This window comes from Marinimicrobium locisalis, assembly GCF_039822625.1.
GTDB lineage: Bacteria > Pseudomonadota > Gammaproteobacteria > Pseudomonadales > Cellvibrionaceae > Marinimicrobium > Marinimicrobium locisalis.
In genome coordinates this window covers 246,816-266,845 of sequence record NZ_JBDLLG010000002.1, presented here as the reverse complement: position 1 = coordinate 266,845, position 20,030 = coordinate 246,816, and the positions used below count along the sequence as shown (strand labels likewise).

Genomic DNA, 20,030 nt, shown 5'->3' with positions numbered 1-20,030 from the left:
TACCCTGCCCGCGATTTGGGGTAGCGTTTAGGTGTACCCGTAAGTATTGAGAGGTGCACTATGGCTACCCCAAGCTCCCCGCTCAAAGCCCTATTTATTGACCTCTCCGGCGTTTTATACGACGGCCAGAGCGTTGTTCCCGGCGCCACAGAGGCCATCGCGCTGGCCCGAAAGAAAGGGCTAACCCTGCGGTTTGTGACCAACACCGCCACCAAATCCCGGGACACTATTCTCGATAAGCTGGCGGGCATGGGCTTCTCCGTTCAGGCCGAAGAGCTATTCACCGCGCCGGATGCGGCCCTAACCTACCTTCAAGCCCACCACCTCAGCCCCTACGCGCTGGTGCACCCGAGCATCAAACCGCTGTTCGACGCTGAGGCCAACGACAAACCCAACTGCGTCGTACTGGGCGACGCCCGCGAGGACCTCAACTACCCCAACCTAAACCAGGCGTTTCGCCACACAATGCAATGCCGCAGGCTAATCGCCATTGGCGACAATAAATATTTCTCCGATGAGGGGCAGCTCTGCCTGGACGCGGGGCCCTTTGTCAGAGCCATCGCCTGGGCCTCTGATGTTGAACCCGTTATCATGGGAAAACCGAGCAGGGCCTTCTTCGACCAAGTGGTGGCTTCCACTGAGGCCGAACCGTATCAATGCCTGATGATTGGGGACGACGTCTTTGGTGACGTCGAGGGTGCCCTCAACACAGGCCTTCAGGCCCGCTTGGTCAAAACCGGTAAGTACCGAACCGGAGACGAGTGCAAAATCAACCCGGCAGCGAACACATTAAATTCCATAGCCGACCTGGACACGTTACTGTGAGCGATAACATTCTTCCCTTTAAACGCCCCAGCGCCAAAGAAAAACACAAAGGCAAAACACTTTGCCGGTCCGGCTTTCACAAATGGAAGGTAGTGACTGAAAAGAAGTTTGATGTCAAGCAGGGGAAACTGGTCACGGTTTACGAATGCAGCCGCTGTGGCGAGAGGAAGACGACGGCTCATTAGGCCGCCAGTCGCATATTATCTCATTACCTTTCGTCCTAGATTCTCTAATCTCATTATTAAAAAACATCCTAAAGCTGTCATAGATATCGACGCATTCAAGTCATTCATTTGCTATAGTCACTTTGACCCAAAGATCATAGAATTTTGGGTTGAATTGCGTGAATTATTTATTTCAAAAGTAAAGGAGTAGTTTATGAACCGTTTAGCAGTGGGGGTTGGGGTAATACTATCAGCCTTTTCAATGGCCGCTTTATCTCAGTCACTACCGACCTATGAAATGGAAAGTGGGGCGACGTACAGCAATTCGGGAGGCAACTATAGCGTTGACGCTAGTAGCCACTGGGAACTGTCTGGACCAATAACAGACCGCTGGGGAACCTTGAAAGAGACCTACACCTCTCCACAAGGCAACACAAGTAGAAAGCATTACGACATTTCAGTAAACAATGATGTCAAATCATTCTTTAACCAAGACAACGGTACTTATAGCTATAGCCTCGAAATTTGCACAGAATATTTGAACCAGTATGAGTCGTGCAACGACCTAGATTGGTCTACCGATGTTTATGTCAGCAATAGTACGGATCCCGACCCGGGTGGCAATAACGGCGGAACCGAATCCTGCGATAAACCGACTTTTAACATGCAAACCGGAACAGCCTATACTTCGAGTTGCGACGACTTCTACCTCAGCTACGACGTAACAACAATGTGGCCAGTAAGTGGTCCTATCGTTGAAAAATGGGGCAACATTATTCAATCGAAGTTAAATAATGACGGCTCCACAACCGTTCACAGGATTGAAGGTGTTAACGCCAACAGCGACCATCTAATTACAAATCGAAGCACTGGTACCTATATTTATTCTCTGGAACGTTGCGTACGATACTACGACGACAGTGAGAGCTGCACGAGCGCAGGCTATCAGACGTTCATAATCGTTCAATAATCTGCCGGAAATGGCCTGGCAGGCTTTTGGCTTTTTTGCTGGAAGCCTGCCAGAGATCAAAATAACCGAGAAAAGCTGGATGCTACCTTCTATTCGTACGTATCAACCCACATCTGGCCTAATAAGCACCACTCCCTCTAAAGTGGATTCCACTGTCAAGACAGATTTCCCCGCATGTTTAAGCTGCAAACCATCACTGCACGTAGCTGAACAACGCTGCCCTGTTTAGGCGGAGACGGACGCCTCCGTATCGATTAATGGCTCAGAATAGTTCTCAATGGTGCCATGGAGTTTATCAGCGATCACCGCGCCGCCCACTCTGTCAGCCTAGTTGTCCAGTTGGCGATTTCGCCTAAACCCAACCCAGAGTGGGCGGTATGAGAGCAAACATGCCACGTTATTCGGAAGAGCGCAAAGCGGCCGTGCTGAGCAAGCTGCTTCCTCCGGCCAACCGGACCGTCGTCTCGGTCTCGGCCGAGGAAGGCATAACCGAAGGGACCCTGTACAATTGGCTCAAACTCTGTCGACATCGAGGTATGCCTGTGCCGGGTCACCGCAAAACTGGAGACGACTGGTCTCCCGACGCCAAATTAGCCGTTGTGATTGAAACCGCTCCGCTGTCTGAGACCGAGCTGTCCACCTACTGCCGGGAAAAAGGCCTGCATGTGGAACAGGTCCAGCGCTGGAAAGAAGCCTGCCTGCAAGGGGCCGGTCAACAGGCGACTCAACACAAAGAGGCTCAAAAACAGCACAAGCAAAGCCGTAAAAAAATCAAACAGCTCGAGGCCTTGTACGGAACCGACCAGGACAACGAGGACAGCTGACCTCCCTGGAAGATCGTACAAGGCTGCTAGAGTACTTTGACGAGGCCGTCCGCAGTGGTGCGCCGCGGTACAAGGCCGCCGAGCTCATGGGGCTGAGTGAGCGAACGTTCAAGCGCTGGCGCGCCGAGGGCGATCAAGTGGCCGCCGACAAGCGCCCGAAAACGGCACCGGTCGCCCAACCGCACCAGTTGACCGCCGCCGAAGAGGAAGCCATCTTGATCACCTGCAACCTGAAGGAGTACCAAAGCTTGCCACCGTCACAGGTTGTGCCCGCATTAGCGGATAAGGGCATTTACATCGCCTCAGAGGCCTCGTTCTACCGGGTCCTGAAAAAGCACCGCCAACTGAATCACCGGGGGCGCACGCAGCCGAGACAGACCGTGGCGAGGCCGACAAGCTTTACCGCAACCGACCCCAACCAAGTCTACACCTGGGACATTAGCTACTGCCCGTCAGCGGTCAAAGGCCAGCACTGGTATCTATATCTGATCCTGGACCTCTACAGCCGCAAAATCGTGGCTTGGGAGGTGCATGAGAGCGAGTCGGGTGAGTACGCTAAAGCGCTGGTAGAGCGAGCTTTGATCCGCGAAGGCTGCTGGCACAACCCGCCGGTGCTGCACTCTGACAACGGTGCGCCGATGACCTCTTACACGCTCAAATCCCGGTTGGCTGAGCTGGATATGCCGATGTCTCATAGCCGGCCTCGGGTCAGTAACGACAACCCATACTTGGAGTCCCTGTTCCGGACGGTGAAATACTGTCCCAAGTGGCCCTCCAAAGGGTTCACGTCACTGGCAGCGCTGCGAGAGTGGATGCTGGCCTTCGAGCACGCGTACAACGAGCAACATCTACACAGCGGCATTAACTTCGTGACGCCGGCCAGTCGCCATCGTGGTGAAGACACGGCGCTGTTGGCCCAACGGAAAACGGTTTATGAAAGAGCCAAACGCCTGCATCCGAGGCGCTGGTCGGGACAAACCCGAAACTGGACCGCCGTTGGCGAGGTATCCCTTAACCCTGGCAGAACCCAGGAAATAGACCGCAATCGAGTAGCGGCTTAGACACACTTTTTTGGACAACTGGGTTGAAAACTACCGCGGAGACGGGCGCCTCCGTATCGATTAATGGCTCAGAATAGCTCTCAATGGCGCCATGAAGTTTATCAGTGATCACCGCGCCCCCACCGCCAATCCAGTAAACCTCTTGGGGTGTCATGTAGTCAAGCGAGTGGTGCGGGCCTCGGTGGAGGGTGGGGCAGACAAAGTGGACCGGTGCTGACAAAGCCGCTGGCTCAACCACAGGAGCCAGCGGCTGGCGGTGCTAGGCGTACACAGTGCTCCGATTCAGGCCGCGCGCATGACAAGCGTTGGCCAACGGGAGGCGCGGTGGGCGCTGTTCAATCACCGTGGTCATTGCTCGCTCCCACTGGTTCTGCCATCGAGCATTGACAAGGCTTTTTTTGAGTATAGATTCAGGTTGACACATAGGGCCCTCTTTACTGATTTTTGAAGCTACGAGCCCAAATATTCGGGCTAGCGCCTAGGGCCATATTAGTCATCACTCATGCCTCAGTATGTCCCCCTTAGTAGTGTTCAACAAAGGCATAGTAACCCGGGAGCTTTAACGGTTTACTAAATATTCGCTATAAAGAAGAGCAATATAATTTTAAAAACTCGTCATGGCGAGATAGTGCGCTAACGCTTTGGTTGACATGGGATTCAATATTACCGAGGACCGCTTTTAGCTCTCTAGCCTCCATTGTTGACACAATGGGATGATAACTTTCAGGGACAATGCCTTGCCCTAACATCACCTGCATCCAGGAGTCTAAACGAAAAAGCTCGGACTCGACTTGATATGACTTTCCCGACTCCCGAAACAGATTTATTCGATGAGCCAGTTCCTCGGGAATTTTCATTTGGCCACAATAGCGCCAAAATCGACTATCGCGACGCTCTGTGGCCTTATAATGCAAAATAATAAAGTCACGAATTCTCTCAATTTCAGTGTCTGCTTGACGGTTATACTCATTAATAACCGACTGACAAATTCCGCCGCTCGGAAAGAGTTGTAACAACCGAGTAATTGCCGTCATAGCCAAATGTATACTGGTAGACTCTAAAGGCTCAATAAATCCCGATGACAGCCCTATAGCCACACAGTTTTTATTCCAGCACTGGCGACGTCTTCCGGTTTTGAATTGAAGGAACTTAGGTTCTGTTAAAGGTTTTCCTTCAACCTCTTCCAGAAGGTGTTTGGCCGCTTCGTCGTCAGACATATAATGGGAGCAGTAGACTGACCCGTTACCAACTCTATTTTGCAATGGAATTTGCCACCGCCACCCTGCATTATGAGCCACAGACCGAGTGTATGGAGGGGGTGGTGATACTGCCTCCGTTTGTATTGCTACTGCCCTATTGCAAGGAAGCCAATGACTCCAATCTTCAAACCCTGAGTGCAGCGTCTGCTCAATCAGCAAGCCGCGAAACCCAGTACAATCAATGAAGAGGTCTCCATCCACCACATCACCTGAATCAAGAGTCAAGCGATTGATATAGCCAGTATTGACATCCTGTATAACATCTACGATTTTCCCCTCTACTCTTTTTGCTCCGGCTGCTTCAGCTCTTTTCTGCAAAAACTGTGCGTACAACCCCGCATCAAGGTGAAAAGCGTAATTAAGGGGCGCCCCCTCTTTAGCAGAACATCGCCCTTCCAATGCCGCTTTGTATTCAACGCAGTAATCACCGAAGTCCTTAGCGATCCCCAGCTCTCGTCCTCTTAACCAAAAGTGGATAAATTCGGTAATAAGAGTGTCCTTACCGGTCGTTCCGAAAGAATGAAAATATTTGTCCCCCAGCTCTTTCCAGCTTTCAAACTGTATACCCAATTTGAACGTGGCATTCGTCGCCCTCATAAACTCCCTCTCATCGATACGCAGCAACCGATGAAACGTTTTCATGGGAGGAATAGTCGCCTCTCCCACACCGACAGTGCCAATATCGGAAGACTCGACGAGCGTAAGCTCAATGGAGTCTCCTAACTGCTGCTTGAGAGCGGCGGCAGCCAACCACCCGGAGGTGCCACCTCCTGCCACGACCACCTTCATTTTGGTTTTTGGATTAGACTGCATAATAGCTACCGGTTTAATGAGTTAATGAGCAGCGCTCGTAACTTTCTGGCACTTGTAGCATCAACTTTTTCAAGAAGGCCTCTGGCCTTTTCAGGCAGTTGTGCACTGGCCTTCTCGTGACCCTCAAAAATATAGTAGTCAAATAAACACTTCCAAGCGTCTCTCTCATGCTTTGGCTTATCACGGATCCCCAGCATCGCCATATAAAGCGCATTCATCCCCGAGGTCATATACTTGGCGGCGTCCGTCCACCAATAGTTGATCAGCAAATTAAAAGGCTCTAAGCCTTCCACATGGTGCCACCACATGCTCGGTAAATATAAAGCATCTCCCGGATCAAGCTCCGCATACTGCGCGTTATTCAGAGCCTCCCTGAAGCCTGGAAATCTGTTGAAATCCGGGTCTTTAAAATCAACAAGGCTAATCACCTGCCCGCCAGGGGTAGGCTCGAGTGGGCCAGGGTACAGGTTGTTGACTTGATCAGGAGGAAACAAAGTAAAACGACGACGGCCTGCAACACAGCACGCTATATTTTCTAGTGCATCGTAATGGCAACTTGCCGTTGTCGCATTTCCAATCCAAATACTGACTGTTTCATCGCTTACTTCCTCTGACTCAGCTCTGGGAAGAGCTAACGAGTTTTCAACATCCATTCCGGGAAAATGAGTTTTGATGACATTCGACGCAATATAGTATCCAAAAGGATGGGAAGCCCCTATTTGCTCATATATTGCGTCAAGCGTGTCATCCACACGCCCCCTGTAACTTTCATAATCCAACCGCGTATAATCATCATTGTAAAAGAGGCGCCCCTTTCTATCTGGGTGTAATTTACATACGATAGTAGGCCGACCATTATAAAAGTGCTTCAGATAGGCCACACCTGAAGCGTTTGACTGACCAGCGGCTTTCACAATGGGCCAATCATTAACCAAGCCTTTTAAAACAACAGGAGCTTTTCCTAGCTCCAGCTCTTCCGGAACTTCGCCAGGCGTATGGCATTCTATAACACTGACATTTTCCACAGAATCACCATTATCTAAGTGAGCTACAACAGTTCCTTGATTAACTTTCCCTTAACTGTGAGTTCTTAATATTAATCAACTTTCGAACATTCGAAAGAGAAGCTAATATAAAATAAGCAGCCTGCAAAAAACCGCTCTTGTTCAAATCTTCTAACGCCTCGCCCTTCAACGCTGAAAGCGCTTCAGTATTAATGGTGTAGAACCCGGATATTTTATGACGGTCACCGTTATCCAAATCAATATTGATTGTGACGTCATCCAGCAGCGAGTATTTAACATAGGCATCAAACATAGGCTTGTTCAGATGCATACCATCTCTAATAAGGTTCAGTGTTGAGGAGATCTGCTCCAAGTAAGCGCTATTGCCACCATGCTCTAAAAACAGAGGCAAACCCTCTTCCTTTGAGACCTTGGGACTTTCCATATCGATATTTACCATCGCCCCTTTTTCCTGCCCCGTGTCGCCAGACGGACGGGGAACACCTATTGAAAAAGGTCCCCTTGCTATAGCAGCCGGAATATAGTTCCCATTCCAGCCGGGATTTTTTTGACGTTTGGGATCCGGCTTACTCAGAAACAAGTTCTCATTTTTTTGAATACCAAAAAGCGCTACAGCCTGATAAAGGCCTGACTCTGCCTCTTTGCGAATTAGAATAGGGTATTCTTTCTGCACTTCAGCGAATTCAGTAATAAAAGTTATAGTGCTTGCGACATTATCCCCAAGGTCTTCCGAAAAATACGGTTTTATTTTGACATCTTGATGGCTGATGTTATCCAGAGTCTCGAAACGAGCCATAATTAATTCCTTACTGCAATTTATTTTTATAGAGCGTTAAAATTTAGTGGAAACGGTGCTGTGAGCCACTTTATGATTTTTACCATACCACAAAAAAAAGGACCGCGAAATCGCGGTCCTTTTTTAGCTTACAACCTACGTGAGGCTTTAGAAGCTGTATCGAGCGCCCACCGCATAGCGTGGACCCAAGTCTTCCAGATACCAAAGCATATTCTCATTGCGAGCATGCTCACGGTTATCTTCGCCGGTCAAGTTAATGCCTTCAAAAAAGACCTGGACATCGTCGGTAACGTCGTACGAAACATTAAGATCCAGCTGCTGGTAGGTCTCAATGTAACCGGGGTTATTACCTGCTTTGTAGTTGGTGCGATTGAGGTACTTGTCGCGCCAGTTGTAAGCCAAACGAGCTTGGACGCCGTAGTCCTCATACATCAAAACTACGTTAGCCGTATCGCTCAAGCCAAGCAACGCGAATTGTTCCTCGTCCGGGTTCGCCAAATCGTCGTGCTTCACATCACCATTCACATAGGTGTAGTTAGCCTGAGCACCGAAACCGCTGTCACCGAAGAAGTGTTGCACCGCAAACTCAGCACCATACACTTTGGCCTCACGATTGTTGACCGGTACGCTAGTGCGGAACTGCATCAACGGATCCTCCGAGTTGGGGGCGATGTCACATTCCTCGCCACAACCCTCGCCTAAAGCCTGAGCCTGACCCGGTGTACCATCGTATTCACTGGCTCCGCCAGGGAAACGATCAGGGTTCTCCAGAATAACCATCATGGTATAGAGCGTCGAGTCGTCGATCGGCTCATCCAGATCGTTAAGTGCATCCATCGCTTCAAAGGCTCGCGGACCGGCAGTCTGATTCCGCACACCAAAGTGGTTACTAGTGGTCTGTCCCGTGCCCACAAAGTTGATTACACGCTTTTCAAAGATACCTGCCGACGCATAGCTGGCGTCGTCATAGTACCATTCCAGCGAGAGATCGAAGTTGGTTGACTCAAGCGGCGCCAAGCTGGGGTTCGCACCATCAGCCGTGGGAACAGCACCATTAAGCGTTGACCCGCCAATGCCGAGGTTACCGACCGAAGCGGACAGATCGCCAAAAGACGGGCGCGCGATGGTTTTGCTGGTGGAGAAGCGACCAACCAGATCCTCTGTCAAGTTGATGCGGAAGTCCAGGTTCGGCAGCAGGTTGTCGTAGCCACCCTCAGCAGAAAAAGGAACGCTCTCGGACGCCGTTTGGGCGAAGAAATCGTCTTCCGAGACCCAGAGGAAAGAACTGGTCGGCGTAACACGCGAAGTCGAGGTCACGTCAGTGGTCTCGTAACGCAAGCCAAACAAGAGGTTGGTGTCCATATCACCGAGCGACCCGTCCAGGCTAACCTGGAAGTAACCCGCCATAGTTTCTTCGTCAATGGTGTCATTCACATTGAGCGTGTTACGACCATCATTCTGAATGCCGATGTAGGGGTCTTGGTCGGCGTACTGTGGAGCATCCACCAAGTGTTTCGCCAGCTCATACGCATTGGCACGGAACCCAACGTGTGGAGAATTACCCGTATTAAAATCGTCAAACTCACCCGTTACATCGAATGGTTCGATCATGCCTTCGGGGAACTCGCCTGGGTTATCAACACCCCAGCCGCCCAGCACCTGGTTTTGCGAACCATTGTACTGTTTGGTATTGGAGCTCATGTCGCGCATTTCCAAACCGAAATCAAAACGACCGTTGTCAAACTCCCAAGCGCCGTCAAGTTTGACCTGGGTAATATCGTTTGTCTGCTCGGCGGACCAGTTACGCAGCACCGAAGAACTAACATCGCCCGCGTCTAATTCACCATTACAATTGGTTACGAATTCTTTGTCGGGATTGTTATCCGCGTGGGTGCAGTCGTTCAACTCATGGGTATAAGTCGGCAAGTCCCCACTGTAGTCCAGCGTTTTGGCGCGCTTGACGGGGGCGCCGAGACCAACAGAAATTGAGCCGGTATAACCCGGACCGTTAGGCAGACTTTCCATGGAGGAGTCGTGGACATCAAGCGCCAGACTTAAGCTGTCGTTTACTTGATACTCAACGTTGAAACCAAAGGAGTCCAGCGTGTTCTCCTGGTTACGGAACTGCTGTTCGTACCCCTGATCACGGATACCTGTGCCATCGCTGCCACGATAGTCCTCAGCGATAAAGATGGGTGTTGCTACATCAGCGTCATTGAACTCGACACGCTCAAGAAAAGTACCGTTCTGCACCCAATTAGTCACCTCGCCCCGCTCCTCTTGGATGGTTTGCTGAGCGAAGGTGTAATCCACAGTACCGGTAATGGCATCGGTAGGGGCGAACTGAAGGGTCAGCTGAGCGTTTGTGCGCTCGCGTTGAGTATCCGAAAAGGCATAACGAATATCGTTAGGACGGGTATACAGCTGTCCTACTTCCGGCTCATTGACAAATACCGGATCGTCAAAATCACGGTTGTAGAGGTTGTCGATGCCCCACTCACCCATGTGCCACTCGTTGACTGTGGCACCGGTATAACCTGAGTGGCGCTCTTGATAGCTCGCACTCAGCGAGACACCAAAAGTGTCTGAGTCGTCAGTCCAGCTCATCAGGCCTGACAATTCCGGCGTTACGTCATCGCCAGTACGATTAGTCGTATCGTGCAGAGCTTTCGCACCAATAGAAGCTCGAAGGCCTGGATTATCGAGCGGACGGTTGGTTTTGATATTAACGGTGGCGCCAATGCCGCCCGTCGCAATATCCGCCTTACCTGTTTTGTAGACCTCTACGCCACTAACAGCTTCCGCAGCCAGATTGGAGAAGTCGAATGCACGGGTATTACCACCGCGAGTCGTACCGTCAGCGCCGGAGGAACCGCCATACGCGATGGCACCAGGCATTGTACGACCGTTCAAGGTGATCATATTGTTGGCTGGGCCAAAACCGCGCACGGTAATCTCCGACCCTTCACCGTTAGTGCGCTTAATCGACACACCGGTAATCCGCTGCAGGGATTCGGCCAAGTTACTATCGGGGAACTTACCGATGTCTTCGGCGGAGATGGCGTCAACTACGCCGTCGGAATCGCGTTTGATATCCATCGCCCGCTCCAGCGAGCTGCGGATACCGGTGACAACCACTTCTTCCAGCACCGGCTCACCTTGCTGCGCAAAGGCGCCGCCGCTGAAACCGGCGAGGGCCGAGGACGCTACAACAGAAGCGATCAGGCGCTTTTGGAAATACTTTCTATTGGGATTCATGGAACTCTCCTTAAATGAGACCAGGTTATTATTGTCGGTACTCGGGGTACCGCAAGTCATTTATCAGCAATCCGAAAATAGCTGTTGTACGGTGTTCTAGTTGATTATTACCGTTCTCAGAGCCCAAAAGGGGTCTCCTTACTGTTTTTATTTAGATCCTGTCGGCTATTCGTCACGCTCCCACACGCCGAAGGCCGACCACTGAAGCTCTTCATAACGGTGTCAGTTTTTTCGGGCAATAAGCTACCGTTCACTTTTCAGAATTAACCCCGCCACAAATCATTCGGATGAGAAATTTGCCGCCAAGATAAGCTAAAAAGCATTACTTTTGCCGCCTAAATCCACATAAAAGCACGTGTGACTATAAAGGTTAGTCGCCGAGACTATTACACTCGACCCTACGCCTTGTCAATAAGCGATAGTTAGAAATACCATCTAATATATAACCAAATATACCAACATATGCCAGTAAGAGCGTAGACGGCCACACGCCGTTATGCAATACAAATAGAGGCGACTACCCACATCAAATGAAATACTATAATCAGACAATTTAGAGCTGCCAGCCCTTAAGAACCGTTTCATTGGCAAGGGCTTCCTTCATACCGGTACAATGACGCCATAAGAGCCAAACGGTAGCCCCCTCCGGGCGAGGAAGTAATTAATGTCCATCAAACCCCGGCCCCGCAAGCACCTCTGGGTGTGGTTTCTCTGGGTCGCCCTTTTTTATAGTGTCTGGCTGTTTCTTCTTCAAGCCGAGGGCGCCTGGGCGAGTGCCCAGGAACACTGGCCCATTGCGCTGGCCATGGCCATTGGCAGTTACGCGGCCGGCTCCACGCCGATGGGCGGCGGCACGGTAGGGTTTCCCGTACTGGTGCTGTTCTTCGATCTGCCCGCTAGCTTGGGGCGCGACTTTAGCTTTGCCGTCCAGTCCATCGGCATGGTCAGTGCCGGCATCTTTATTCTTGCCCGTCGCCAGCCTTTGGCTTGGCCGCTGCTAAAAGGCGCGATGCTAGGCGCCCTCATCGGTACCCCTATCGGCATTGTGTGGTTTGCGCCCCTGATTCCGGACTTGTGGATCAAGCTCACCTTTGCGGTACTCTGGGGAAGCTTTGGTGTTCTGCACCTATACCGGCTAAATGAAATTGCCGGGCACACGGGAATGACCGATTTCGATGAACACTGGGACCACAAAGTCGGTTTTTTCCTTGGCCTGACCTCGGGGGCCATTGCCGTCTCGGTGACCGGGGTGGGGATCGATATGGTCATCTACGCCGCGTTGGTGCTTCTGTGCCGTGCCGACCTGAAGATTGCGATTCCGACTTCCGTGCTCATTATGGCGTTTGCCTCGTTGTGTGGCGTGGTGGTCAAGTCGCTCCTGGGAAGCTGGCAGCCAGGCGTGTACGAAAACTGGCTGGCCGCGGCGCCGGTGGTGATATTGGGCGCGCCGCTAGGTGTTTTCATTGTCGAGCTAATTGGGCGGCGCCCCACGCTCCTGGTGGTAGCAATTTTGTGCGTGGGGCAATTTGTCTGGACTTGCTACGCCGAGCGCGCCACCTTGGGATTCGCAGGAGTCGCCCTCGCACTGACCGCGCTGATGCTTTGCCTGCTGGGCTTTGAAAAATTAAGAACCTGGGGCGCCGTTTTAGTCAGGGACGTGGAGGCGGCCAAACGGGCGCATCCCAACCTGACGGCACCCGAGACCAACTCGCCCAACCCCAAGACTCCCATTACCGAGACCGCTGACTCCTCAGCGCCGGGGGCTTAAGCGGCTATATAAACGCTCGCAGCATCCCTGGCTACCCTAGTGGGCTGCGCGGCTAGATGCTGCCACGCCCAGCCCGCTAAACCCACTCCCCAGAACCCGTTCCCCAAATTCCCATTGCTCGTGTTGGCACGTTCCTCGCTACACGTTCCTTGCTAAGCGTATTCATACGAGCGGAGGCGCGAGCCCGAGTACCACCCTATCTCCGTGCTCAAATCGCTCGAGCGACCTCTCTCGATTCTCTACTGAGCGAGGATCGGTTAATCATGTTTGAACTAGGAGATGTATTATGAAAAAACACGAACTGGTAGAAACCGCCGTACTCGCCAAGCAGGCCAAAGGCCTAAGCTGGGAAAAAATCGCCGCGCAAATCGATATGTCCCCAGTATGGACCACGTCGGTTTGCCTGGGGATGAACTCCGCCCCGGAACCCCAGGCCGAAGCCCTGTGCAAGCTACTCGAACTACCCGAGGGGGCCAAGGAAGCCTTGATGGCCTTTCCCTGCAAGAGCTGGGAGCCCGCCGTCCCTCAGGACCCACTGATTTACCGGCTGTATGAAGTGGTCGGCGTGTACGGGAGCACGATGAAGGAACTGATTCACGAAAAATTCGGGGACGGCATTATGAGCGCGATCGACTTCACCATGGACATCGACAAAGAAGAAAACCCAAAGGGCGACCGGGTGGTGATTACCATGAATGGAAAGTTCCTTCCTTATAAGCACTGGTAAGCCGATCAACAAAGGCATAGCAAATCAATTTGTTATCGCTCGTCAAGGACGACGTAAGTTCTTCCCACCAGTAAAAGCACACGCCGTCTTACCTTTTCGAGCACCTTCTCCCTTCACGCGCCTTCCCCTTTTTGTTTCATCTTCGAGCATAACCGAACGATAAATGGCCGAATATATGGCAAAACACTCATTCGGAGTGTGTTCCATTTTAAAGCAATGCCAGATTTGCAACCCCATTTCAGTGCAAGAATGCCCCAACAATCGCTTGAAGAGGGGAAATAAAAATTTTGGTACGTTTTTTCCACCATTGGCACAGAGTTTGAATAGTTCATGGTGTGCACACGGAAAGATAACTTCCGAATTTTGCGATCGCAATTCGAGCCATGGTCACGCTGACTTCAGGGCACAAGAACCGAGCCGGAGCGCGTTGACTGAACCAAGCCTGTTATACGCCAGGAGTACCCTATGCACGTTTTAATTCACGCTCTATGCTCGGGCGGTCGATCTTTGTTGGGTCGAGCCGCCGCAGCTACCGCCGCTAGCAAACGCTTTGCCACGGCGGCCCTAATGATTGCGGCCAGTCAGCACACCGCAGCGGTTGGCCTCCCAGAAAAAGAAGACCTGAAGTTCGGGTTTATCAAACTCACCGATATGGCACCACTGGCCATCGCGCTTGAGAAAGGCTATTTCGAGGAGGAGGGCCTGTTCGTCGAACTTGAGGCTCAGGCCAATTGGAAGGTGCTTCTGGATCGGGTTATTACCGGCGAGCTGGACGGCGCCCATATGCTGGCGGGCCAGCCCCTGGCCGCCACCATTGGCTACGGCACAAAGGCAGACATTATTACGCCTTTCTCCATGGACCTGAACGGCAACGGCATCACCGTTTCCAACGAGGTTTGGAAAGCCATGGAGAAACACATTCCCAAGCGCGAGGATGGAATGCCGGAGCACCCGATTCATGCCGATGCGTTAAAGCCGGTTATCAAAAAACTCAACGAGAAAAGTGAACAGTTTAAAATGGGCATGGTCTTTCCGGTGTCCACACACAACTACGAACTGCGCTACTGGCTCGCCGCCGGCGGCATTCATCCGGGCTACTATGCCCCGCACAAGGGCGACACCTCCGGCCAGCTTCAGGCAGAAGCGCTGCTGAGTGTCACCCCCCCGCCACAAATGCCCTCAACGCTCGAAGCAGGTACCATTCACGGCTATTGCGTGGGAGAGCCCTGGAATCAGCAGGCCGTCTTCAAGGGTATTGGCGTACCGGTAATCACCGATTACGAAATCTGGAAAAACAATCCGGAAAAAGTCTTCGGCATTACCAAAGAGTTTGCCGAGAAATATCCCAACACCACCGTGCGCCTGACCAAAGCCCTGATTCGCGCCGCCAAGTGGCTCGACGCCGATAACAACGCCAACCGGCCCGAAGCCGTGAAAATTCTATCGCAACCTTACTACGTCGGCGCGGACGAAGAGGTGATTGCCAACTCCATGACCGGCACATTCGAATACGAGAAGGGCGACACGCGGTCGGTGCCGGACTTCAATGTATTCTTTCGCTATAACGCCACTTACCCCTATTATTCCGATGCCATCTGGTATTTAACCCAAATGCGGCGCTGGGGTCAGATCAGCGAGCACAAACCCGATGAATGGTACTTCGATACCGCCGAGCAGGTTTACCGCCCAGACATCTACGAGAAGGCCGCCAAGGCGTTAATCGAAGACGGTTACGCCGATTCCGATGAGTTCCCCGACTTTGCCAGCGAATCCGGTTTCAAGCCGCCGCAAACCGAATTTCTCGACGAGATGACCTACGACGGCCGCAAGCCCAACGCCTATCTCGACAAGCTGGACATCGGGCTGAAGGCGGACGAAACACTGTAGTGACCCGGCGTAGCACCAGCGCTTGGCGACGCTTCGGCGTCGCCCCTCGGTCACCGTAAGCTCTTGCTGGGCAAACCCAGCGTTATAGGAGAAGCCACCATGAACCCCGCCACCATCGTTAAACACAAGCTGAACTGGGACCTGGAAGGATTCCAAATCGGCCGAATCGTCCGGGCCGTGACCATCCCCCTCGTTGGCCTTGTTCTGTTTTTGGGCCTCTGGCACTGGGGAGCCGGACAGGTAGACACCTCATTGGGTACCTTCCCGGGCCCCCAGGACGTGTATGAACAATGGAACAACCTGGCGGACGAGCACCAGGCAGAAAACGCCCGAGCCGCCGCTTTCTACGAGCGGCAGGAGAAACGCCACGAGCGCAAGCTCGCTCAGAACCCCAACGCCGAACTGCGCTTTCGTGAGTACAACCGTCGCCCCACTTTCTTCGACCAAATCTGGACGAGTTTGGGCACGGTCATGACCGGGTTTTTCCTGGCCACGGCAATCGCGATCCCATTGGGTATCGTCATCGGCTTAAGCAATACCGCCTACCGGGCACTGAACCCCATCATTCAGATTCTGAAGCCGGTTTCGCCACTGGCATGGCTGCCCTTGGTGACCATGGTCGTAAGCGCGGTGTACGTAACTGATGACCCAATGTTCGCCAAATCCTTTGTAACCTCGGTAGTAACCGTCGCCCTTTGCAGCATTTGGCCAACCATGGTCAACACCGCCGTGGGTACCGCCAGTGTCAACAGCGATTTGCAGAACGTCAGCCGGGTACTGCGCCTGAACTGACTGAGCCATGTAAAAACCATTGTTTTACCGTCCGCCATACCCATGATGTTTACGGGGCTACGCCTCTCTTTGGGTATCGCTTGGATGGTATTGATTGCCGCCGAGATGCTCGCGCAAAATCCTGGGTTGGGGAAGTTTGTCTGGGACGAGTTTCAGAACGGCTCCTCCGACTCTCTGGGTCGCATCTGCGTGGCGGTATTAATGATTGGTTTTATTGGCTTCCTTCTCGATCGAGCCCTGCTATTCCTGCAGAGCTGGATCAATTGGGACAGATCCGCCGTGGTTCGCTAAGCACCCACCGAATTGAGAGAAGGAGTAGACAATGTCACAAACCCACCTCGAACTCACCCAAGTGGGGATTGAATTTCCCACCCCCAAAGGCCCCTTTTGCGCGCTGAACGACGTCAACCTAAAAATCGGTAAAGGCGAATTCGTCTCACTGATTGGCCACTCTGGCTGCGGCAAATCCACCGTACTGAATATCATTGCCGGGCTCTACCAAGCGACGGCTGGCGGCGTGGTGCTTAACGGCAAGGAGGTGGACCAGCCCGGGCCCGAGCGCGCCGTGGTGTTTCAGAACCACTCGCTGTTACCCTGGCTCACCGCCTACCAAAATGTCGAGCTGGCCGTTAAACAAGTGTTCAAACGCACCAAAAGCCGCGCTGAAATGCGCGAGTGGATCGAACATAACTTGGCGCTGGTGCAAATGACCCACGCCATGCACAAAAAGCCCCAGGAAATTTCCGGCGGTATGAAGCAGCGCGTGGGCATTGCCCGGGCGCTGGCCATGGAGCCTCAAGTACTGCTGATGGATGAGCCCTTTGGGGCTTTGGACGCGTTAACCCGCGCCCATTTGCAGGACTCGCTGATGGACATCCAAAACGAGCTGGGCAATACCGTGATCATGATCACCCACGATGTGGACGAAGCCGTGCTGCTCTCGGACCGCATCGTCATGATGACCAACGGGCCGGCCGCCACTATCGGCGAAATCCTACCCGTTAACCTGGCCCGCCCCCGGGAGCGCCTGGAGCTGGTGGACAGCCGCGAGTACAACGAGTGCCGCAGCGCCGTGCTACGCTTTCTGTACGAAAAACAGAAGAAGGTCGAGTCCATCGACGCGAAACGAAAGCCCCGTAAATCCTGGGCCCAAAAGCTTAAAATTACCGGCTAAACAGGCGGGGTTCCGCCCCGCCTCAAAATACATTCTTTGACTGTTTGATCCATTGTTACGGAGACATTTAGCATGACCCAAACCCTTCGCCCCCTCGCGGCTTGTATCGCTCTGACAACGCTATCGGCCGCACCCGCGCTGGCGGCGGATAGCCTGACCGAGGCGCTTGAAAACAGCGAAACCAAACTGCATTTACGCACCCGCTTTGAAGATGTCGACCAGGACGGCGTGGAATCCTCCAGCGCGCTGACTCAGAAAACGCGACTGACGTTTCAGTCCGGCACCTTCAACAATATGAGTTTCCTGCTGGAAATGGACGACACCACGGCCCTCACTGATGTGGACTACAACGACGGCACTGGCATCAATACCGACACCGCAGTGATCGCCGATCCGGAAGGCACTGAGGTCAACCAGGTCTATGTCAATTATCAAATGGGGGGCACCAAAGCTCGCTACGGACGCCAGCGTATCCTGCTGGACAACCAGCGCTTTGTGGGCGGGGTCGGATGGCGTCAAAACGAACAAACGTTCGACGCCTTATCACTGACCAACAAAAGCCTGGAAAACATCGACCTCTTTTATGCCTATGTTCACAACGTTAACCGTATTTTCGGGGAAGGCTCGCCCGCCGGTGACCACAACCACGAAACCCATCTGCTCAACGCCAGCTTCAGCGGCCTCGGTGCCGGCAAGCTGGTGGGCTACGGTTACCTGATTGAAAACAAAACGGCGCAGGTTTTCTCCAGTGATACCTTTGGGCTGCGCTGGGAAGGCAAACTGAGCGAAAGCCTGGGCTATAACCTCGAGTACGCCAGCCAGACCGATGCGGGCGACAACCCAATGGACTACTCCGCCGATTATATGTTGGCCGAAGGCGTCGCCGGCGTTCAGAAATTCAAGTTCAAGCTGGGCTACGAAGTGCTGGGCTCGGACGATGGCAACGCTGCCTTCACCACCTCCCTGGCGACGCTGCATGCCTTTCAGGGCTGGACCGATAAGTTTCTCGGCACCCCCGCCACCGGGGTTGAAGACCTCTACGTCAGTGCCGGCCACCCCGTGGGCCCGGTGAACCTGACGGTGGTCTACCACAGCCTCAGCGCCAACGAAGGCGATATGGACTACGGCAACGAACTGGGCTTGGTGGCCGGCACCAAGGTTGGCCCCGTGGGGCTAACCTTCAAGTACGCCGACTACAGCGCCGATGACTACGCCACCGATACCCGTAAACTGTGGCTGATGGCGGCCATGACGTTCTAAGCTAGTGCCGATCCTCTGGTCCGAGCTCCTCGCCAATCAAACCGATCACCGTGCCGACCCCATTGGCACGGAGTCGGTCGAGGAGCCGGGCCAAATCCTCCACCCGCTCCGGGTCGAGGCGCCCCTCCTCATCCGGCACCAACCGGCCTTTCTGAATCATCCGGCGAACAAAGTCCTCGCTACTGTTGAGGCGTTCCGCTGCCGCTTTTTGGGTTATGCCTTGGGTCACTCGCCACCTCATCGGGGAATACCGTTGTTTGCACTTTTCTGACCATGAAGCCAGGCAAAAGCTGTGTCATAATGCCTTTTTTTAGCGTCAAAGTCCTGTTTGTGCCCTTGCTCCCGCAGGCCGCACCCTAAAACGAAGAGCACCCCATGACCAGCAAAGGCATTCTCTACACCGTCTCCGCCCCCTCGGGCGCCGGTAAAACCAGCCTGGTAAACGCCCTGGTAGAGTCGAACCCCGAAGTCTGTGTGTCCGTCTCCCATACCACCCGTCCCATGCGGCCCGGAGAAGTTGACGGAGTCAACTATCACTTTGTGGACCACGCCCGCTTTGAGGCGATGCTTGAGGAGGGCGCCTTTCTCGAACACGCCCAAGTGTTTAACAACCTCTACGGCACCTCCCGCCATTGGGTGGAGCAAACGCTGACCCAAGGCATGGACGTGATTCTCGAAATCGACTGGCAGGGCGCCCGGCAAGTACGCAAGCTGCTGCCCGATACCGTCAGCCTGTTCATTTTACCCCCGTCACTGGCCGCTCTGCGCCAGCGCCTGACCGGCCGCGGGCAGGACCGGAGCGAGGTCATTGAAGCCCGCATGAACGAGGCCATCAGCGAAATTTCCCACTACCGGGAAACGGATTACCTGATCGTCAATGACGACTTCACCACCGCCCTGGCTCAATTTCAGGCATTGATTACCAGCCAGCACCTCAGGCGCGACCGGCAAGAGCAGGTCTACGACGCCATGCTGCGGGAACTATTGGCCTAAATACCGCTCTAGAACTGACGCTGGGCGCGCGAATTGTGTACAATACTTGGTTCGATTTCCCCGCGACGGGACGGCCCTGGCTTGAAAGCCGGCCGGCCCGCCGCCAGATTAACACTGTGAGCATGTAACTCTATGGCACGTATTACTGTTGAAGATTGTCTGGACCACGTTGATAACCGCTTCGAACTGGTTATGGTCAGCGCCAAACGCGCCCGCCAGATCGCCGTGGGCGGCAAGGACCCCATGGTCCCGGAAGAGAACGACAAGCCCACCGTGATCGCCCTGCGCGAGATTGAAGAAGGGCTGATCGATGCCAGCGTGCTGCTGGAAGCGGACGAGCCGGTGCGCCACGAAGCACCCTCGCAAGAACATATTCAGGAGACCGAGGCGCAACCCGGCCACGAGTAAGCTCCTCGCCTGACAGCCCCGGCCGG

Annotated in this window: 16 protein-coding genes and 1 pseudogene; 12 read left to right on the top strand and 5 right to left on the bottom strand. The window is 53.4% G+C overall.

The annotated features are described in order from the left end of the window. Window positions 1–60: 60 nt before the first annotated feature. The 4 genes from AAE514_RS02900 to AAE514_RS02885 all read left to right on the top strand — a co-directional run bounded on the left by AAE514_RS02900 (window position 61) and on the right by AAE514_RS02885 (window position 3,844). On the top strand, window positions 61–825 hold the full coding sequence (locus AAE514_RS02900) for a TIGR01458 family HAD-type hydrolase (RefSeq protein WP_347330002.1): 765 nt from the start codon (window positions 61–63) through the stop codon (window positions 823–825). Beyond that, entirely contained in the window at window positions 822–1,010 is a 189-nt protein-coding gene (locus AAE514_RS02895; protein ID WP_347330001.1) for a hypothetical protein, read from the top strand. The genes AAE514_RS02900 and AAE514_RS02895 overlap by 4 nt, the downstream gene beginning before the upstream one ends. Before the next feature lie 193 nt (window positions 1,011–1,203). After that, the gene (locus tag AAE514_RS02890) at window positions 1,204–1,959 is read left to right on the top strand and encodes a hypothetical protein (RefSeq protein ID WP_347330000.1); all 756 of its coding nucleotides are present in this window, start codon (window positions 1,204–1,206) and stop codon (window positions 1,957–1,959) included. 389 nt (window positions 1,960–2,348) lie between these two features. Beyond that, window positions 2,349–3,844 (top strand): IS3 family transposase gene (locus AAE514_RS02885; RefSeq protein ID WP_430623872.1). Its coding sequence is split into 2 segments (ribosomal slippage): window positions 2,349–2,748 and window positions 2,748–3,844, totalling 1,497 coding nucleotides; the frame shifts between segments, so codons are not numbered across the junction. A 581-nt stretch (window positions 3,845–4,425) separates the two neighbouring features. Here the strand turns inward: AAE514_RS02885 and AAE514_RS02880 are convergent. The 4 genes from AAE514_RS02880 to AAE514_RS02865 form a co-directional block, all read right to left on the bottom strand. After that, entirely contained in the window at window positions 4,426–5,916 is a 1,491-nt protein-coding gene (locus tag AAE514_RS02880; protein WP_347329999.1) for a tryptophan halogenase family protein, read from the bottom strand. 5 nt (window positions 5,917–5,921) lie between these two features. Next, window positions 5,922–6,941 carry a cupin-like domain-containing protein gene (locus AAE514_RS02875; RefSeq protein WP_347329998.1) on the bottom strand — a complete coding sequence of 340 codons (1,020 nt, stop codon included), beginning with the start codon at window positions 6,939–6,941 and terminating at the stop codon, window positions 5,922–5,924. A 40-nt stretch (window positions 6,942–6,981) separates the two neighbouring features. Then, the gene (locus AAE514_RS02870; protein WP_347329997.1) at window positions 6,982–7,737 is read right to left on the bottom strand and encodes a SapC family protein; all 756 of its coding nucleotides are present in this window, start codon (window positions 7,735–7,737) and stop codon (window positions 6,982–6,984) included. A gap of 147 nt (window positions 7,738–7,884) precedes the next feature. Beyond that, window positions 7,885–10,995 carry a TonB-dependent receptor gene (locus AAE514_RS02865; RefSeq protein WP_347329996.1) on the bottom strand — a complete coding sequence of 1,037 codons (3,111 nt, stop codon included), beginning with the start codon at window positions 10,993–10,995 and terminating at the stop codon, window positions 7,885–7,887. A gap of 664 nt (window positions 10,996–11,659) precedes the next feature. Here AAE514_RS02865 and AAE514_RS02860 point away from each other — a divergent pair. The 6 genes and pseudogenes from AAE514_RS02860 (at window position 11,660) to AAE514_RS02835 (ending at window position 18,603) form a co-directional block, all read left to right on the top strand. Continuing rightward, complete coding sequence (locus AAE514_RS02860; protein WP_347329995.1) at window positions 11,660–12,763, top strand: sulfite exporter TauE/SafE family protein; 1,104 nt, start codon at window positions 11,660–11,662, stop codon at window positions 12,761–12,763. Window positions 12,764–13,049: 286 nt separating this feature from the next. Further along, window positions 13,050–13,490 (top strand): cyanase, encoded by a 441-nt coding sequence (cynS, locus tag AAE514_RS02855; protein WP_347329994.1) that lies wholly within the window; start codon window positions 13,050–13,052, stop codon window positions 13,488–13,490. Window positions 13,491–14,057: 567 nt separating this feature from the next. Further along, a complete protein-coding gene (locus AAE514_RS02850; protein WP_347330016.1) occupies window positions 14,058–15,377 on the top strand; it encodes a CmpA/NrtA family ABC transporter substrate-binding protein in 1,320 nt (439 codons plus the stop codon). 99 nt (window positions 15,378–15,476) lie between these two features. Beyond that, a pseudogene (locus AAE514_RS02845) lies at window positions 15,477–16,460 on the top strand (ABC transporter permease). Window positions 16,461–16,491: 31 nt separating this feature from the next. Next, window positions 16,492–17,343 carry an ABC transporter ATP-binding protein gene (locus AAE514_RS02840; RefSeq protein ID WP_347329993.1) on the top strand — a complete coding sequence of 284 codons (852 nt, stop codon included), beginning with the start codon at window positions 16,492–16,494 and terminating at the stop codon, window positions 17,341–17,343. Between the two features lie 72 nt (window positions 17,344–17,415). Beyond that, window positions 17,416–18,603, top strand: coding sequence for an alginate export family protein (locus tag AAE514_RS02835; RefSeq protein WP_347329992.1), 1,188 nt, complete (start codon window positions 17,416–17,418; stop codon window positions 18,601–18,603). A 1-nt stretch (window position 18,604) separates the two neighbouring features. Here the strand turns inward: AAE514_RS02835 and AAE514_RS02830 are convergent, their stop codons facing one another. After that, complete coding sequence (locus AAE514_RS02830; protein ID WP_347329991.1) at window positions 18,605–18,832, bottom strand: hypothetical protein; 228 nt, start codon at window positions 18,830–18,832, stop codon at window positions 18,605–18,607. A gap of 146 nt (window positions 18,833–18,978) precedes the next feature. On the opposite strand from AAE514_RS02830, the gene gmk reads away from it, so the two are divergent. Then, a complete protein-coding gene (gene gmk, locus AAE514_RS02825) occupies window positions 18,979–19,596 on the top strand; it encodes a guanylate kinase (protein WP_347329990.1) in 618 nt (205 codons plus the stop codon). Window positions 19,597–19,728: 132 nt separating this feature from the next. After that, window positions 19,729–20,004: a DNA-directed RNA polymerase subunit omega gene (rpoZ, locus tag AAE514_RS02820; protein ID WP_347329989.1), complete on the top strand. Its 276-nt coding sequence runs from the start codon at window positions 19,729–19,731 to the stop codon at window positions 20,002–20,004. Window positions 20,005–20,030 lie beyond the last annotated feature (26 nt).

Excerpts from the sequence above, each read along its gene's own strand:
- AAE514_RS02900 (WP_347330002.1), top strand. The coding sequence starts at position 61 with ATGGCTACCCCAAGCTCCCCGCTCAAAGCCCTATTTATTGACCTCTCC.
- AAE514_RS02890 (WP_347330000.1), top strand. The coding sequence starts at position 1,204 with ATGAACCGTTTAGCAGTGGGGGTTGGGGTAATACTATCAGCCTTTTCA.
- AAE514_RS02880 (WP_347329999.1), bottom strand. The coding sequence starts at position 5,916 with ATGCAGTCTAATCCAAAAACCAAAATGAAGGTGGTCGTGGCAGGAGGT.
- AAE514_RS02870 (WP_347329997.1), bottom strand. The coding sequence starts at position 7,737 with ATGGCTCGTTTCGAGACTCTGGATAACATCAGCCATCAAGATGTCAAA.
- AAE514_RS02865 (WP_347329996.1), bottom strand. The coding sequence starts at position 10,995 with ATGAATCCCAATAGAAAGTATTTCCAAAAGCGCCTGATCGCTTCTGTT.
- AAE514_RS02860 (WP_347329995.1), top strand. The coding sequence starts at position 11,660 with ATGTCCATCAAACCCCGGCCCCGCAAGCACCTCTGGGTGTGGTTTCTC.
- cynS (WP_347329994.1), top strand. The coding sequence starts at position 13,050 with ATGAAAAAACACGAACTGGTAGAAACCGCCGTACTCGCCAAGCAGGCC.
- AAE514_RS02850 (WP_347330016.1), top strand. The coding sequence starts at position 14,058 with ATGATTGCGGCCAGTCAGCACACCGCAGCGGTTGGCCTCCCAGAAAAA.
- AAE514_RS02840 (WP_347329993.1), top strand. The coding sequence starts at position 16,492 with ATGTCACAAACCCACCTCGAACTCACCCAAGTGGGGATTGAATTTCCC.
- AAE514_RS02835 (WP_347329992.1), top strand. The coding sequence starts at position 17,416 with ATGACCCAAACCCTTCGCCCCCTCGCGGCTTGTATCGCTCTGACAACG.
- gmk (WP_347329990.1), top strand. The coding sequence starts at position 18,979 with ATGACCAGCAAAGGCATTCTCTACACCGTCTCCGCCCCCTCGGGCGCC.
- rpoZ (WP_347329989.1), top strand. The coding sequence starts at position 19,729 with ATGGCACGTATTACTGTTGAAGATTGTCTGGACCACGTTGATAACCGC.